We start from the raw sequence: 14,742 nt of genomic DNA on the forward strand, positions 1-14,742 counted from the left end.
GTGTCAGGATAGGCGCCGTGTTTCGGCCTGTCCATGCCGGCGGCTTGCGGGGCCGCCGGAGCGGCGAAATAACCCGGCGTTCAATCCCGCAGCTCCCTGCCGGTGAGCTTGAGGAAGACGTCTTCCAGGTTGGCGGGGCGGTGCAGGGTCCGCAGGCTGGGTTGATGGGCCAGGTGGGCCAGCAGGGGGGCCGCGTCGTCGGTATAGCAGAAGGCGGTTTCGCCGCTGATCTCGCAGCGCCGGCTGAGCGTGCCGGCGTGTTGTGCGGCCCACGCAGCCGCACCGTTGGCGGCCTGGTTGTCGCTGCCGTCCCATTCGCCGAAGACCTCGACCACCTGCGGCTCGATGTGTGCTGCGATGACCTCCCGCGGGCTGCCCTGGACGAGGATGCGGCCGTTGTCGAGGATGGCCAGCCGGTGGGCCAGGCGTTCGGCCTCGTCCATGAAGTGGGTGGTCAGCAGGATGGTGGTGCCCTCGGCGGTGAGACGGCGCAGGCGTTCCCAGATCAGGTGGCGGGCCTGGGGGTCGAGGCCGGTGGTGGGCTCGTCGAGGACCAGCAGCTCGGGCTTGTTCACCAGGGCGCGGGCCAGGGTCAGGCGCCGCTTCATGCCGCCCGACAGGGACTGGATGCGGGCGTTCTCCTTGCCTTCCAGGCCGGCGAAGGCCAGCAGCTCGGGCACCCGCGGCCGGATCTCGCTGTCGCGGATGCCGAAATAGCCGGCAAAGACGATCAGGTTCTCGGCGCAGGTGAAGTCCGGGTCGAGGCTGTCGATCTGCGGGACCACGCCGACCCGGGCGCGGGCTTCGCGGGCCTGCCCGGGAACGGGCAGGCCCGCCAGGTGGATCTGCCCGGCGCTGGGCGTGGTGAGGCCGAGGGCGCAGCGCAGGGTGGTGGTCTTGCCCGCTCCGTTGGGGCCGAGCAGGGCGAAGCACTCGCCCTTGCGCAGGCTGAGGTCCAGCCCGCGTATCACTTCCTTCGCTTCGGCGCCCTTGCCGAAACGTTTGACCAGGCCGGCGATCTCGAGGGGCATCAGGCGCTGGGCGGTGCGCTGGCCACGAAGGAGGGCCGCGCCAGCATGTCGGCAGCCCAGGCGGCCAGGGTCGGGTGGGTGCTGCGCCATACCAGCTGGGCGAAGCGGAAGTCGAGGTAGCCGAGGGCACAGGCCGCGGCGATGTCGCCGATGCCCGGGCTGGTGCCGCCCAGGCCCTTGCGGGCCACCAGGCGCGCTTCCAGGGTGGCCAGGCCGCGGTGGATCTTGGTGATCTGGCGTTCGATGGTGGCGCTGCTCTGCTGCTCGGCTGGGCGGTTCATCTCGAGGAAGGCGGTGACGGCGGCGTCGGTGATGCCGTCGGCGAGGGCCTCGGTCTGGCGTACCGGCAGGGCGGCGCTGCGCTCTGCGGGGAGCAGGGCCAGGCCGCCGAGGCTCTCCAGGTATTCGGCGATCACCGGTGAGTCGTACCAGACCTCACCGTCGTCGGCCACCAGGGCCGGCACCTTGCCGAGGGGGTTGTAGTCGGGGACGCGGGTTTCGGCCAGCCAGGGGATGTCCACCTCCAGGGTGAAGGGCAGGCCCTTCTCGGCCAGGGCCACCCGGATCTTGCGGGCGTAGGGGCTGGTGAGGGATGCGATCAGTTTCATGCGAGGGGCTCCCAGGCGCGTTCGATGATGCCGCGGATGATGTGCAGCTTGCCGTGAAAGAAGTGGTCGGCGCCGGGCACCACCACCACGGGCAGTTCCTGGGGCTCGGCCCACTCCATGACGTTGGCGAGGGCCACGGTCTCGTCCTTCTCGCCGTGGATCACCAGGCTGTCCTTGGGGACCGGCAGCGTGGTGTAGCTGCGCGCGCCGGTGACCTGGCCAGCGGCGGTGCCGACCAGCACGATGCGGCCGGCCGGGGTGACGCCCTCGGCCAGGCGCGCGGCCACCCGGGTCTGCACGAAGGCGCCGAAGGAGAAGCCGCCCAGGGCCAGGGGCAGGCCGCCCCAGCGGCTCTGGGCCCAGCTGATCACGGTCAGCATGTCTTCGGTCTCGGCGATGCCGTGGTCGTGTTCGCCGGCGCTCTTGCCGACACCGCGGAAGTTGGGGCGCAGGGCCGCGTAGCCCAGGTCGCGGAAGACCCGCGCCAGGGTGTGGGCGACCTTGTTGGTATTGGCGCCATGGAACAGCGGGTGCGGGTGGCACACCAGGGCGATGCCCCGGACGTGTTCGGGCGCGTCGATGATCAGGTCGATCGGGCCGGAGGGGCCGCCGATCAGCACGCTTTCGGTGGTGGCGCGGCTCATGCTCAGATCTTCAGGCGTTCGACGATGCGGCCGTGCTGCAGGTGCTCGGTGACGATCTCGTCCACGTCGGCCTTGTCCACGAAGGTGTACCAGACGTTGTCGGGGTACACCACCAGCACCGGGCCCTCGTCGCAGCGGTCCAGGCAGCCGGCCTTGTTGATGCGTACCTTGCCCTTGCCCTTGAGGCCGAGGGCGGCCACCCGGTCCTTGGCGTAGGCCTGCAGCTCGGCGGCGCCATGATTGGCGCAACAGGATTCGCCTTCGGCGCGCTGGTTGCAGCAGAAGAAGACGTGGTGCTTGAAGTAGCTCATCGGGGAACTCCGGATCGGGGCGGTTGCGTGACCGCGATTATCAATCAAAGCGCCTGCCGGCGGTCAGTGGCGCGGGCTGCCCCGCGGGCTGCTGGCACCCAGCAGGCCCAGGTAGGCGAAGGTGGCGAAGGGCCACAGGCTGGCTGTGAGTTGGGTCAGGCCGTGGAAGTTCAGGAAGTTGCCCTGGCTGATGAGCGCCGTGTCGCTGGGAAGGAAGGGGTTCTCGGGGGCCAGGTTGACCAGCGCGGTGCCCACCAGCAGGGCCATCCCGGCCAGCATGGCGTGGCTGCGGGCCGGCAACAGCAGGCCCGTGCCGAGGAGGGCCGCGCCGGCGGCGAGGCCGATCTGCCCGCCCGGGGTGACCCAGTGCAGGGGGTCGCCGGGCGAGAAGAAGGCGGCCGCAGCAAGGCTTTTGGCGCCCAGCCCGAGCAGGATCAGCAGGGCCAGCGGCCAGGGGCTGAATTCGCGCATCATGCAGCGGGCGGTGAGCCCGACGGCCAGCAGCTGGCTGGCGGTGATGGCGGCCTCCACCTTGACGAAGCGCGCCGGGTTGAATTGCAGCGGAGTGGGCAGATCGAACAGGCGGCGCAGGTCGCCGGTGGCGAACAGCAGGTTCTCGGGGGTGAGCAGGGTCAGCAGCCACAGCCCCATCAGCACCAGCCCGATCTCGCCGGGGTGACCGGGCACGATGCGGCGCTGGCGCCAGCGGGTGAGGCCGCTGCGCGGGTCGAACAGGCGGCTGCCCCAGCGCCCGCCGGCGAGAGCGCCGAGCACGCCGCCGAGGGTGTTGCAGCCGACGTCCACGTTCGACGGCACCCGGCTGGGCAGGAAGTTCTGCAGGGTCTCCACCGACAGGCTGAGCAGGCAGGTCAGCAGCATCGCCACGAACACCGCCCACCCCCGCGGCAGGCGGCCGAGGGCGGGCACCAGGGCGAAGCTGAAGGGCACGATGCCGATCACGTTCACCGTCAGGTCCACCCAGGTGTAGTAGCGCGGCCACGGCGCTTGCAGGAACTCGAAGACCGGCAGCCCCGGGTCACGCCAGCCCGAAAAAGGGTGCAGACAGGCGTAGACGATCAGCACCCCGATGGCGGCGGCGAAGTAGGCAGCGAGAGGCGAACTGCGGCGTGGTGGAGGCATCGGGGGCATTCTAGCGCCACAGGGGGCGAAAGGCCTCTTGGTTGCCGCAGCCTGGACGGGCCCGGCCCGGGTGGGCCGGGGGGTGGTCGGGCTAGTGGGGTGCCAGGGACGCACCCTGCTGGGCGGCGGCGAGGCGGGCCAGTAGCGGGATGCGGGCGATGAGGCCGTCCCAGTCCACCGCGTCGAGGGTGTTCTTGACCAGCAGGCCGAGGTCGGTCTCGCCCTCCATCAGCAGGCGCCGGCTGAAGAACAGGGTGTCCGGGTCTTCCTCGCGCAGGGCCAGGGCCAGGTAGTCGCGGGTGGTGGCCGAGAGGGTCAGGTCCGGGGCCTGGCTGTCGAGCAGGGGGCGGAAGCCCCGCGGGCCGAAGGTGAAGCGCAGGGCCAGGCCGGCGTCGGTGACCTTCAGCAGCACGCGCTTGCCGGTGAGGGGCTCCAGGGCATCGCGGGGCAGCAGGCGGTCGAGGGCCAGGTTGAGGCCGGCCACCAGGGCCAGCGTCGGGGGCAGCTGGGGCAGGCGGCTGCCGATGCGGGCGAAGGGGGCGGGCAGGGTGAAGGCGGGGATCTTCATGGGTGGGCTCCAGGAGGCCGGGTTCAGGCGGTGACCAGTTGCTCGACCCCGGGGCGGCCGTGCCAGAAGCCGTTGCACGGCTCGGCAGGCAGCAGGGGGCGGGCGCTGTGCAGGGCGGCGGCGGGCGTCGCCAGCCCGTCGAGGGCGTCGCGGAAGAGCTGGATGATCCCGCCGGTGTGCTCGCCCTGGGGGCTGATGCGCAGGATGTCGAGGCCGTCGGCGGTCACCGCGGGCAGGTCGCCGAGCAGGGTGTGCACCTGGGCCGACTGGGTCTGGATGCCGTTGAGGGTGAGGAAGGGCTGGCCTTCGCGGGTGTTCAGGGCGATGCCATCGGCAAACTGCAGGCAGCGGAACTCGCAGGTGTCTTTCTGCAGGTTGAAGTGGCGGGCGGTGAAGCAGCGCGCCGAGTAGGCCAGGGGCAGGCGGCCGTGGGCGAAGACCTCCACCTCCATCGGCGCGTCGAGGCCGGCGCGCAAGGCGGCGATCTGCTCCCGCGACATCTCCGGCGGGGCCGCCCAGCGGGTGGCGCCGAGGCCGGCGAAGAGGTTCAGGGTGGCGGGGTTGAAGATGTTCAGGGTGGGCCCGGCGACCCAGTTGGTGGCCTGGGTGTCGGCGGCGCTGAGCAGGCGTACCGCGCCCATGTCGTTGGCTTCGACGCGGAAGCGGCCGTTGGCGACGATGCGGCGCAGGGTTTTGAGGTCGGACTCCGATTCCACCAGCACCTGGCTGGACAGCACCACCTCCTTGCCGGCCTCGGCGAGGATTTCGGCCACCTCCAGCCAGTCGGGCAGGCGCAGCTCGTGGCGGCGGGAGCACACCGTCTCGCCGAGATAGACGATGTCCACCGGGGCTTCCGCCATGTCGGCGTAGAAGGCCAGGGTGGACTGGCGGGGCCAGTAGTAGAGCAGGGGACCGAGGGCGAGCTTCATGGGCGGGTCACTTCCAGGGACGGTAGTAGGCGCCGAGGGTGTGGCTCTGGCCTTCGGACACCTTGTTGAGTTCGGCCATCCAGGCGGGCTCCACGCGGAAGGCGGCGGGTTCGCGCTGCAGGCGGTCGAGGGCGGCGCGCCACACACGGGTGACCTGGGCCACGTAGGCCGGGCTGCGCTGGCGCCCTTCGATCTTGATGGCGCGCACTCCGGCGGCGGCCAGCTCGGGCAGCAGCTCAAGGGTGTTCAGGCTGGTCGGCTCCTCAATGGCGTAGTAGGTCTCTTCGTTCACCTCGAAGCGGCCTTTGCAGAGGGTCGGGTAGCCGGCCCGCTCGCCATCGGCGAAGCGGTCGATGAGGATGCCGTTGAGGCGGGCCTCCATGCCCTTGGGGGTCTGTTCCCAGCGCACGTGCTTGCCCGGCGAGCAGGCCCCGTTGCAGTTGGGTGACTCGCCGGTGGCGTAGGCCGACAGGGCGCAGCGCCCCTCCACCATGACGCACAGGCCGCCGAAGCCGAACACCTCGATCTCCACGGGGGTGTTGGCGATGACCTGCTCCACCTGGGCCAGGGACAGCACCCGCGGCAGCACCGCGCGGGAGATGCCGAAATGCTCGTGGTAGAAGTTGATGGCGTCGTAGCTGGTGGCCGAGCCCTGCACCGACAGGTGCAGGCGCAGCTTCGGGTGGGCCCGGCGGGCGTAGGCCATCAGCCCCGGATCGGCCATGATCACCGCGTCGAGGCCGCAGGCGGCGGCCCGGTCCACCGCGGTGGTCCAGCGCTGCCAGTTGTCGGTCTGGGGGTAGGTGTTGAGGGCCAGCAGCACCTTGCGGCCGCGCTCGTGGGCGTAGCGCACGCCCTCGGCCATGGCCTTGTCGTCGAAGTTGAGACCGCTGAAGTTGCGGGCGTTGGTGGCGTCCTTGAAGCCGAGATAGACGCAGTCGGCGCCGTTGTCTACGGCGGTCTTGAGGGCGGGCAGGCTGCCTGCGGGGCAGACCAGTTCGATCGGATGCGCGGGAGTCATGGGCGGGCGGTGGCGTGAATGACGCGGCCGGACTATAGGCGCCCCGGCAGGGGCAGGCCTTGACCGGGGTCAACGGCGAATCAAGCGGAAAGCCGCATGCCTGCAGGGGATGATTCCCCTTCCTGGCGCATGGGCATACCACGCGCAGTGGTGCATACTGCGTCCAAATTTTCAGACACTTTTGTGAATGACTGCTTCCTTGCCCCGTCGCCGTTTCCTGCGTGCCGGACTCGGGACCACGACCCTGCTGCTGGGTGGCGGGAGTGGTTGCAGTTCGAGCCGCCGGGAGCCGATCAAGTTCGCCACCAATCCCTGGCCGGGTTATGACCCGCTGTATGTGGCCAGGGAGAAGGGCTTCTTCGATGAGGCCGGGCTGAATGTGTCGCTGGTGGATCTCACCTCCCTCGGCGCATCCCGCCGGGCCTTCGAGCGGGGGCAGGTGGATGGTTGCGGGGCAACCCTGGTGGAGCTCCTGCTGGCGGCCGACCAGTCCGGTATCCGGCCGCAGATCGCCGCGGTGGTTGACTACTCGAACGGGGCGGATGTCGTCATCGGCAGTAATACCCTGGCCGGCCCCGCCGATCTGCGCGGCCTCCGGGTGGCCATCGAGCCCGGTACCCTGCACATCCAGTTGCTGGCCCTTGCGCTGGCCAGCGTCAAGCTCACCGTGCGGGATGTCCTGCTCGTGCCGATGCCCCAGAACGCGATGCCGGCCGCCTTTGCGGATGGGCAGGTGGCGGCCGCGGTGTGCTTTCCCCCGGAGTCGAACCGGCTCCTCGAGAAGAACGGCAAGGTGCTGTTCCACAGTGGTCAGGTGCCGGGCGAGGTGGTGGACACCCTGGTCTTTGACAGCAGTTTCGTGGCCCGCCGCGGGCCGGAGGTGCAGGCCTTCGTGCTGGCCTATTACCGTGCCATGGAGTTCATGGAGCAGCATGCCGACGAGGCCCACGCCATCATGGCGCGCCGGGAGAACATCGACGTGGCCGAACTGCGGGCGACCCTGGCCGGCCTGCACTATGTGTCCCGCCAGGAGCAGCGCGCCCTGCTGGCTCCCGACGGGCCGGTGGCGCGCTCCCTCGACCACCTGCAGGGGGCCATGATGACCCTGGCCCAGCTGCGGCAGAGCCGCAGCCTGAAGGACTTCCTGATCGCCCGGGACCTCATCGCCGCCAGTGGCGTGGCCGCATGAGTCGCCTGCCGGGCCGCTTCCTGTCCTTGCGCTGGCGCTTGATGGGGCCTTTGCTGGTCCTGTGGGTGGCGGCCATGGCGCTGCTGGTCGGGATCATCCACACCAGTATCCTCGAGCGCTTCCGCTCGCTCGTCGAGCAGCGTGCCGATACCATCGTGGCGGCCATCTATTCGGCGGCGGAAACCGCCCGGGAGCCCGCCGACCTGCGCCGCTTCATCTCCACCCTGGGGGCCTCTCGCGACGTGGTCCAGGTGATCCTGGCGACCGGTTCCCCGCCGCGGGTGCTGGCGGCCACCGATCACGGCCTGCTGGACAGCCCACTTGCCGCCCTGCGTGAGCCCGTGTTCGAGCAAGGTCTGGCCGATGTCCTGCAGGAGCGCACGGGCCGGCGCAAGCTGGATCTGGATGCGCGACGCCTCGAGGTGTTCGAGCCCGTGCTGCTGATGGGCTCCGACGGGGCCCATGGCCGTCTCGAGGACGGTGTGCTGGCCCTGCGCCTGGACGCCGACAGCCTGTGGCTGGCGGCCCGCAGCACGGTCGTGCAGCTGTCCCTGTGGCTGGGGGGCATTCTGACGGTGGTGGCCGTGTTGATTTACCTGCTGCTGGCGCGCTACGTCCTGCATCCCGCGGAGGGCATCCGCAAGGCGCTGGCCGGGCGCAGGGACTACGCGGAAGAAGGGGAGGTTGCGGTGCCCGTGCTGAGGCGGGACGAGCTGGGCGAGCTGGCGGCGGCCCTCAACGGCTTGCTGACCACCCTGCGGACCCGCAACCGCCAGCTCGCCCGGGCCCGCGACGAGCACCTGGTGATGCTCGAGACCTTTCCGCACCTGGCCTGGCGGGCCGATGCCAGCGGCGCCTGCGACTGGTTCAACCGGGCCTGGCTGAATTTCACCGGCCGCAGCCTGGCTGAGGAGACCGGCTATGGCTGGGTTGAAGGCGTGCACCCGGACGACCGCGAGGCCTGTCTGGCCGCCTGGGCGACGGCCCAGGCCACCCGCATGCCGATGGTGGCCGAGTACCGTCTGCGCAGCGCCGATGGCCGTTATCACTGGATCGCCGATCATGGCGCCCCGCTGTATGACGGGGACGGCGTGTTCACCGGCTTCGTCGGATCCTGCTACGACTTGCAGGCGGGTCGCGACACGGCGCGCGACATTGCCCGCATGACCAAGCTCTACCAGGCCCTGTCCGCCACCAACAAGGCCATCGTGCATGCCGCGGATGCGGCCCGTCTGCTGCCCGAGGTGTGCCGCATTGCCGTGGAATACGGCGAACTCGACCTGGCCTGGATCGGCTTCCTTGAAACCAGCGAGACCGGTGGGACCCTCCTCAAACCGGCAGCCGCCTGGGGCCAGGGCGGCGAAGCGTGCCTGACCGGCGTACCGGCCCGGGTACTCGACTCCGGGAGGTTGCCGGCCAGGGCGCAGATAGACAACGACGGCCATGCCGGAGCAGGCTCTTTCGCCCTCTTCCCGATCCACGGCGAGGAGGGGCCTGCCGGCGCGCTGGTGCTGAGCAAGGCCGAGCCGGGTTTTTTCGATGCCCACACGGTGGCCCTGCTCGACGAGATGAGCGCTGATATCGGCTTCGCCCTGCGCAACTACCGGCGCGACGAGAGCCTGCGCCTGGCTGCCCGGGTCTTCGAGAACAACTCCGAGGGCATCGTGGTGGTCGAGCCCGACCGCCGGGTGGTCATGATCAACCGGGCTTTCACCCGCCTGACCGGCTTCACCCGCGAAGACCTTGGCGGGCAACCGCTGCAACTCTTCGATCCAGAGCGCCATCCGGTGGACTTTGCCGCCGGCCTGCGCGAAGTCGCCGCCCGGGATGGCCTGTGGCAGGGCGAGGTGTGGATCCGTGGCAAATCCGGCGAGACTTTCCCGGCCGAAATGTCGGTGAGCGGGGTACGCATGCCCGGCGGTGATGCTGCCCATTACGTGGCGGTCTTTTCTGATATCAGCCAGCGCAAGGCCGACGAGGCCCGCATCCGCTTCCTGGCCAGCCATGACTTCCTCACCGGCCTGCCCTCCCGGGCCGCGCTGGAGGACACGGTCGCCACTGCCATCGCCCAGGCCGGCGCGGTGGGCTGCAAGGTGGCCTTGTGCTTCCTCGACCTGGACCGCTTCAAGAACGTCAATGACACCCTCGGCCATCATGTGGGCGACGACCTGCTGGTCGAGGTGGCGCGGCGCCTGCAGTCGGTGCTGGCCGAAGGCGAGTCGGTGCTGCGCCACGGCGGCGACGAGTTCGTGGTGGTGATGCCGGTGTGCGGCGAGCGGGAGCGCCAGGCGAGCTCGGCCGGCCGGCTGCTCACCGCCCTCGATGAACCCTTCCACCTGGCCGGCTGCGAGTTCTCCCTGTCGGGCAGCATCGGCGTCGCGATCTGGCCGGATGACGGCGGCGACCCGGATGCTCTGCTCGACCGGGCCGACATGGCCATGTACCGGGCCAAGGAGGAGGGGCGCAATGCCGTCGAGTTCTTTGCCGACGGTATCTCCACCCCCACCAGCGAGCGCCTGTCCCTCGAACTGGCCCTGCGCCGTGCCCTCGAGCGCAGCGAGCTGCGCCTGCACTACCAGCCGGTGGTGGCGGCCGCGGACGGCCGCCTGCTCGCCGCCGAGGCCTTGCTGCGGTGGACCCACCCGGAGCTGGGCGAAGTCTCGCCGGGGCGTTTCATTCCCCTGGCCGAGGAGAGCGGCCTGATCCTGCCGATCGGCAACCGGGTGCTCGACATGCTGTGTGCCCAGATGGCCGCCTGGCGCGCCGAAGGTCGCCCGCTGGTGCCGATGGCGGCCAATATCTCGACCCTCCAGTTCCGGCGCAGCGACTTTGTCTCCATCGTCGCCGAGACCCTGGCCCGCCATGCCATTCCGGCCTCGTTGCTGATTCTGGAGGTGACGGAGAGCATGGTGATGCGCGATGTCGAGCGGGCCGCCTACCAGCTGGGCGAACTGAAGGCCCTGGGCGTGTCCATCGCCATCGACGACTTCGGCACCGGCTACTCCAGCCTGGCCTATCTCAAGCGCTTCCCCATCGACAAGCTCAAGGTGGATCAGTCCTTCGTACGTGAGATCAACGAAGGGCCGGAAGACCGGGCCATCGTCGCGGCCATCGTCGGCCTCGGCCACAACCTGGGCCTGGAGCTGGTGGCCGAGGGCGTCGAGACCGCGGCGATGGCCGCTACCCTGCGTGAGCTGGGTTGCGATCAGTTCCAGGGCTGGCACTACGGACGGGCCGAGCCCGCCGGAGTTTTTGCCCAGCGGCTGGTGGGCCGGGAGACTGTTACGGCAGGGTGAATCAGGCGTCCACGCTGCGTTGCAGCGCCCCTATAATCGGCGCACTCCTCAACGCTTTTTCCCGCTGCCATGCTGTTCTGGTTCGTCATCGCCTACTGGCTGATCTCGGTGGCCATCGGTCTCGTCGCCGCAACGCGGGTGCACAACACCCGGGACTTCGCGGTGGCCGGCCGGCACCTGCCTTTCTCGATGGTCACCGCCACGGTGTTCGCCACCTGGTTCGGCGCCGAGGCCGTGCTGGGCATCCCGGCGACCTTCCTCAAGGAGGGCCTCAACGGCGTGGTGGCCGACCCCTTCGGCTCGTCCATGTGCCTGATCCTGGTCGGCCTGTTCTTCGCCGCGCCGCTCTACCGCATGAACCTGCTGACCATCGGCGACTTCTACAAGAAGCGCTATGGCCGTGGCGTCGAGGTGCTCACCACCATCGCCATCGTGATCTCCTACCTGGGCTGGGTGGGGGCGCAGATCTCGGCTCTGGGGCTGGTCTTCAACGTGGTGTCGGGCGGTGAGGTCAGCAAGCTGGCCGGCATGTGGATCGGCTCGGCGACCATCCTCGTCTACACCCTGTTCGGCGGCATGTGGGCGGTGGCGGTCACCGACTTCCTGCAGATGATCATCATCGTGATCGGCATGCTGTGGATCGGCGGCGAGGTCAGCGGCATGGCTGGCGGCGTCGGCGTGGTGGTGAGCCATGCCCTGAACGAAGGCAAGTTCGCCTTCCTGCCCCCGGCCGAACCCCGGGAGATGATCGCCTTCTTCGCCGCCGCCATCACCATGATGCTCGGCTCCATCCCGCAGCAGGACGTGTTCCAGCGGGTCCAGTCGGCCAAATCAGAGAAGATCGCCGTGTGGGGCTCGGTGCTGGGCGGCAGCCTGTATTTCGCCTTTGCCTTCGTGCCGATGTTCCTGGCCTACTCGGCCACCCTCATCTCGCCCGACATGGTGGGGCGCCTGATCGACACCGACTCCCAGATGATCCTGCCCGAGCTGGTCCTGTCCAAGGCGCCGCTGGTGGCCCAGATCCTGTTCTTCGGGGCCTTGCTGTCGGCCATCAAGAGCTGCGCCTCGGCCACCCTGCTGGCGCCGTCGGTGACCTTCACCGAGAACATCCTCAAACCGGCCCTGCCCAATCTCACCGACCGTAAGCTGCTGTTCTGGATGCGCGTGGTGACCTTTACCTTCACCGTGCTGGTGACCCTCTACGCCATGTACTCCAAGGCGAGCATCTTCAAGATGGTCGAGAACGCCTACCAGATCACCCTGGTGGCGGCCTTCGTGCCGCTGCTGTGCGGCCTGTACTGGCGGCGGGCCACCAACCAGGGGGCGCTGGTGTCCATCTTCTGCGGCATCGCGGTGTGGCTGGCGGTGCACCTGGCCGGGGGCGAGGAGCCCTTCATCCCGGCCCAACTGGCGGGCCTGGCGGCGAGCCTGGTGGGTATGCTCGCCGGCTCGCTGGTGAAGCAGCGCCTGCCCCACGACATTCACGTGCACGACCGGCTGCGCCATGGCCATCATGCGGCCGACGCCCACGGTGTCGCCCATGAAGGCATCGGCACGATCCACCACCATCGCTCCTGAGCGGACGATGCCGCGAACCCTCACACACCGGGCCTGTCTCTTCCTGCAATGAACACCGTCGATGCCCGTCCCTGCCGTACCGTTGCCGTCGCCCTGACCGGGGCTTCGGGCATGCCCTATGGCCTGCGCCTGGTGGAGACCCTGCTGGCCGGCGGCTGCCGGGTCTGGCTGCTGTATTCCCAGGTGGCCCAGATCGTCGCTCGCCAGGAGATGGACCTGGCCCTGCCGGGACGCCCCGCGGAGGTGGAAGCCCTGCTGGGAGGGCGCTTCGGCGCCGCCCCCGGGCAACTGCGGGTGTTCGGCCGCGAGGAGTGGTTTGCCCCGCCGGCGTCCGGTTCCAACCCGCCCGATGCCATGGTGGTGTGCCCGTGCACCATGGGCTCGCTGGCCTCGATTGCTGCGGGGCTGGCCGGCAACCTGATCGAACGGGCCGCCGACGTGGCCATCAAGGAAGGCCGCAAACTGATCCTGGTGCCGCGGGAGACCCCGTTCTCGGTGCTGCACCTGGAGAACATGCTGCGTCTGGCGCGCATGGGCGTGGTCATCCTGCCGGCCAACCCGGGTTTCTATCACCGCCCGCAGAGCGTGGAGCAGCTGGTGGACTTCGTCGTCGCCCGCATCCTCGACCAGCTGGGGGTGGCCCACACGCTGATGCCCCGCTGGGGCGAGGATGAGGTGTAGGGGCGGCTTCCGCCGCCCGCGGTACGCATGTCAAGCGCCGGACGTTGATCGATGTCCGAGGGCGGATGAATCCGCCCCAACAGGAGACACATCATGAGCAGCACCCCGAGCACCGTCGAGATCCCGCTGTTTCCCCTCGGTACGGTCCTGTTCCCCGATGGGGTGCTGCCCCTCAAGCTGTTCGAGGCCCGTTACCTGGACATGGCGGCGCGCTGCATGCGGTCCGGTTCGCCCTTCGGGGTGTGCCTGATCCGCGAGGGCGGTGAGGTCGGGCAGCCGGCCGAGCCCCACGAGGTCGGCTGCATCGCCCGCATCATCGACTGGGACATGAACCAGCCCGGCCTGCTCTTCATCACCACCCGCGGCGGCGAGCGTTTCCGCATCGTCGAGCGGGAGATCCGCCCCGACCGCCTGCAGACGGCGCGCATTACGCCGCTGCCAGAGCCGGCCGTGACGGCGGTGCCGGAGGAACTGCAGGCGCTGCTGCCCCTGCTGGAAGCCATCGTGGCCGACGCAGGGGACAAGATGTTCCCGCCGCCCCATCGCTTCGACGACGCTACCTGGGTGGGCTACCGGCTCGCCGAGGCCCTGCCCATCCCGCCCCTGGCGCGCCAGCGCCTGCTGGCGCTGGACGACAGCCTGTCGCGCCTCGAGATCATCCACCAGTACCTGCAGCAGCACCGCCTGCTGGACTGAACAGGTCCCGGGCGGCCAGCGGTTCGAGCAGCTTGCGCACCGGTGCCGGCAGGGCCGCCTCGTCCAGGCGGCCGAGGGGCTGCCACAGATGCTCCGATTCGGCCGCGCCGGGGGGCGGTGGCGCCACCTGGACGGCCTCGGGGCGCATCTCCAGGGTGAAGTGGGTGAACACATGACGCAGGCCGCCCAGCGGGCTCACCGAGTGCACCTGCAGGCCATAGCGGCCGGCGATCCATTCCGCCGTGTCGGCATCCTCGGGCAGTTCCGGCAGGCTCAGCAGGCCGCCCCAGATGCCGCTGGGCGGGCGCCGTTCCAGCAGCACCGCACCATCGGCCAGCACCACCGCGAAGCGTCCCTCGCGGGTGCGCGTCTCGCGTTTCGGCCGCGGAGTGGGCAGCTCGCCGACCCGGCCGTCGCGCAGGGCCACGCAGCGGTCGGCCAGCGGGCAGCGCGTGCAGGCCGGCCGGCCGCGGGTGCACACGGTGGCGCCCAGGTCCATCTGGGCCTGGGTGTAGATGTCCACGTCGCGCTCGGGCAGCAGGCTCTCGGCCAGTTCCCACAGGCGGTTCTCCACCGGCTTGGTGCCGGGGAAGCCGTCGATGCCGAAGGCCCGCGCCAGCACCCGCTTGACGTTGCCGTCGAGGATGGCGGCCCGGGTGCCGTAGCTGAAGGCGCTGATCGCCGCCGCCGTGGAGCGGCCGATGCCCGGCAGTTCGGCCAGCACCGCCGGGTCGGCCGGGAAGCGTCCGCCATGCTGCGCCATCACCGCCCGGGCGCACTTGTGCAGGTTGCGCGCCCGGGCGTAGTAGCCGAGGCCGCTCCACAGGGTCAGCACGTCCTCCACCGGCGCGGCGGCTAGGCTGGGCAGGTCGGGAAAGCGCGCCAGGAAGCGGGCGTAGTAGGGCAGCACTGTGTCCACCTGGGTCTGCTGCAGCATGATCTCCGACAACCACACCCGGTAGGCGTCGTCGACCTGCCAGGGCAGGCCGTGGCGGCCATGCTCGCGCTGCCAGGCGATCAGGGTTTCTGCAAATGTATTCAATCTCTTAA

At 69.7% G+C, this 14,742-nt stretch carries 14 protein-coding genes; 5 read left to right on the plus strand and 9 right to left on the minus strand.

What is annotated here, in order from left to right:
* Positions 1-80: 80 nt before the first annotated feature.
* The 8 genes from HHL15_RS07900 to ubiU form a co-directional block, all read right to left on the minus strand.
* Positions 81-1,031, minus strand: coding sequence for an ATP-binding cassette domain-containing protein (locus HHL15_RS07900; RefSeq protein ID WP_169145311.1), 951 nt, complete (start codon positions 1,029-1,031; stop codon positions 81-83).
* Positions 1,031-1,639 carry a glutathione S-transferase gene (locus tag HHL15_RS07905; protein ID WP_169145312.1) on the minus strand — a complete coding sequence of 203 codons (609 nt, stop codon included), beginning with the start codon at positions 1,637-1,639 and terminating at the stop codon, positions 1,031-1,033. The genes HHL15_RS07900 and HHL15_RS07905 overlap by 1 nt, the downstream gene beginning before the upstream one ends.
* Positions 1,636-2,283, minus strand: a complete 648-nt coding sequence (locus HHL15_RS07910; protein WP_169145313.1) for an alpha/beta hydrolase — start codon at positions 2,281-2,283, stop codon at positions 1,636-1,638. The genes HHL15_RS07905 and HHL15_RS07910 overlap by 4 nt, the downstream gene beginning before the upstream one ends.
* Positions 2,284-2,285: 2 nt before the next feature.
* On the minus strand, positions 2,286-2,594 hold the full coding sequence (locus HHL15_RS07915) for a (2Fe-2S) ferredoxin domain-containing protein (RefSeq protein WP_169145314.1): 309 nt from the start codon (positions 2,592-2,594) through the stop codon (positions 2,286-2,288).
* A gap of 63 nt (positions 2,595-2,657) precedes the next feature.
* Positions 2,658-3,734: a VanZ family protein gene (locus HHL15_RS07920; RefSeq protein ID WP_169145315.1), complete on the minus strand. Its 1,077-nt coding sequence runs from the start codon at positions 3,732-3,734 to the stop codon at positions 2,658-2,660.
* A 91-nt stretch (positions 3,735-3,825) separates the two neighbouring features.
* Positions 3,826-4,302: a ubiquinone anaerobic biosynthesis accessory factor UbiT gene (ubiT, locus tag HHL15_RS07925; protein ID WP_169145316.1), complete on the minus strand. Its 477-nt coding sequence runs from the start codon at positions 4,300-4,302 to the stop codon at positions 3,826-3,828.
* 23 nt (positions 4,303-4,325) lie between these two features.
* On the minus strand, positions 4,326-5,231 hold the full coding sequence (locus HHL15_RS07930; protein ID WP_169145317.1) for a U32 family peptidase: 906 nt from the start codon (positions 5,229-5,231) through the stop codon (positions 4,326-4,328).
* Positions 5,232-5,238: 7 nt separating this feature from the next.
* On the minus strand, positions 5,239-6,252 hold the full coding sequence (gene ubiU, locus HHL15_RS07935; protein ID WP_169145318.1) for a ubiquinone anaerobic biosynthesis protein UbiU: 1,014 nt from the start codon (positions 6,250-6,252) through the stop codon (positions 5,239-5,241).
* Positions 6,253-6,439: 187 nt separating this feature from the next.
* Here ubiU and HHL15_RS07940 point away from each other — a divergent pair, with 187 nt between their 5' ends.
* From HHL15_RS07940 to HHL15_RS07960, 5 genes are all read left to right on the plus strand, one after another.
* A complete protein-coding gene (locus HHL15_RS07940; RefSeq protein ID WP_169145319.1) occupies positions 6,440-7,441 on the plus strand; it encodes an ABC transporter substrate-binding protein in 1,002 nt (333 codons plus the stop codon).
* Entirely contained in the window at positions 7,438-10,737 is a 3,300-nt protein-coding gene (locus HHL15_RS07945) for an EAL domain-containing protein (protein ID WP_169145320.1), read from the plus strand. Before HHL15_RS07940 ends, HHL15_RS07945 begins: the two co-directional genes overlap by 4 nt.
* Positions 10,738-10,806: 69 nt before the next feature.
* A complete protein-coding gene (locus tag HHL15_RS07950) occupies positions 10,807-12,315 on the plus strand; it encodes a sodium:solute symporter family protein (protein ID WP_169145321.1) in 1,509 nt (502 codons plus the stop codon).
* A gap of 48 nt (positions 12,316-12,363) precedes the next feature.
* Positions 12,364-12,996 (plus strand): flavin prenyltransferase UbiX, encoded by a 633-nt coding sequence (locus HHL15_RS07955; protein WP_169145322.1) that lies wholly within the window; start codon positions 12,364-12,366, stop codon positions 12,994-12,996.
* A 93-nt stretch (positions 12,997-13,089) separates the two neighbouring features.
* Complete coding sequence (locus tag HHL15_RS07960; protein ID WP_169145323.1) at positions 13,090-13,692, plus strand: LON peptidase substrate-binding domain-containing protein; 603 nt, start codon at positions 13,090-13,092, stop codon at positions 13,690-13,692.
* On the opposite strand, the gene mutY is transcribed toward HHL15_RS07960, so the two are convergent.
* Positions 13,652-14,734 carry an A/G-specific adenine glycosylase gene (gene mutY / locus HHL15_RS07965; protein WP_169145324.1) on the minus strand — a complete coding sequence of 361 codons (1,083 nt, stop codon included), beginning with the start codon at positions 14,732-14,734 and terminating at the stop codon, positions 13,652-13,654. The genes HHL15_RS07960 and mutY overlap by 41 nt on opposite strands.
* Between the last annotated feature and the right edge of the window lie 8 nt (positions 14,735-14,742).

Origin of the sequence: Zoogloea dura, assembly GCF_012927165.1 — a bacterium.
Taxonomy (GTDB): domain Bacteria; phylum Pseudomonadota; class Gammaproteobacteria; order Burkholderiales; family Rhodocyclaceae; genus Zoogloea; species Zoogloea dura.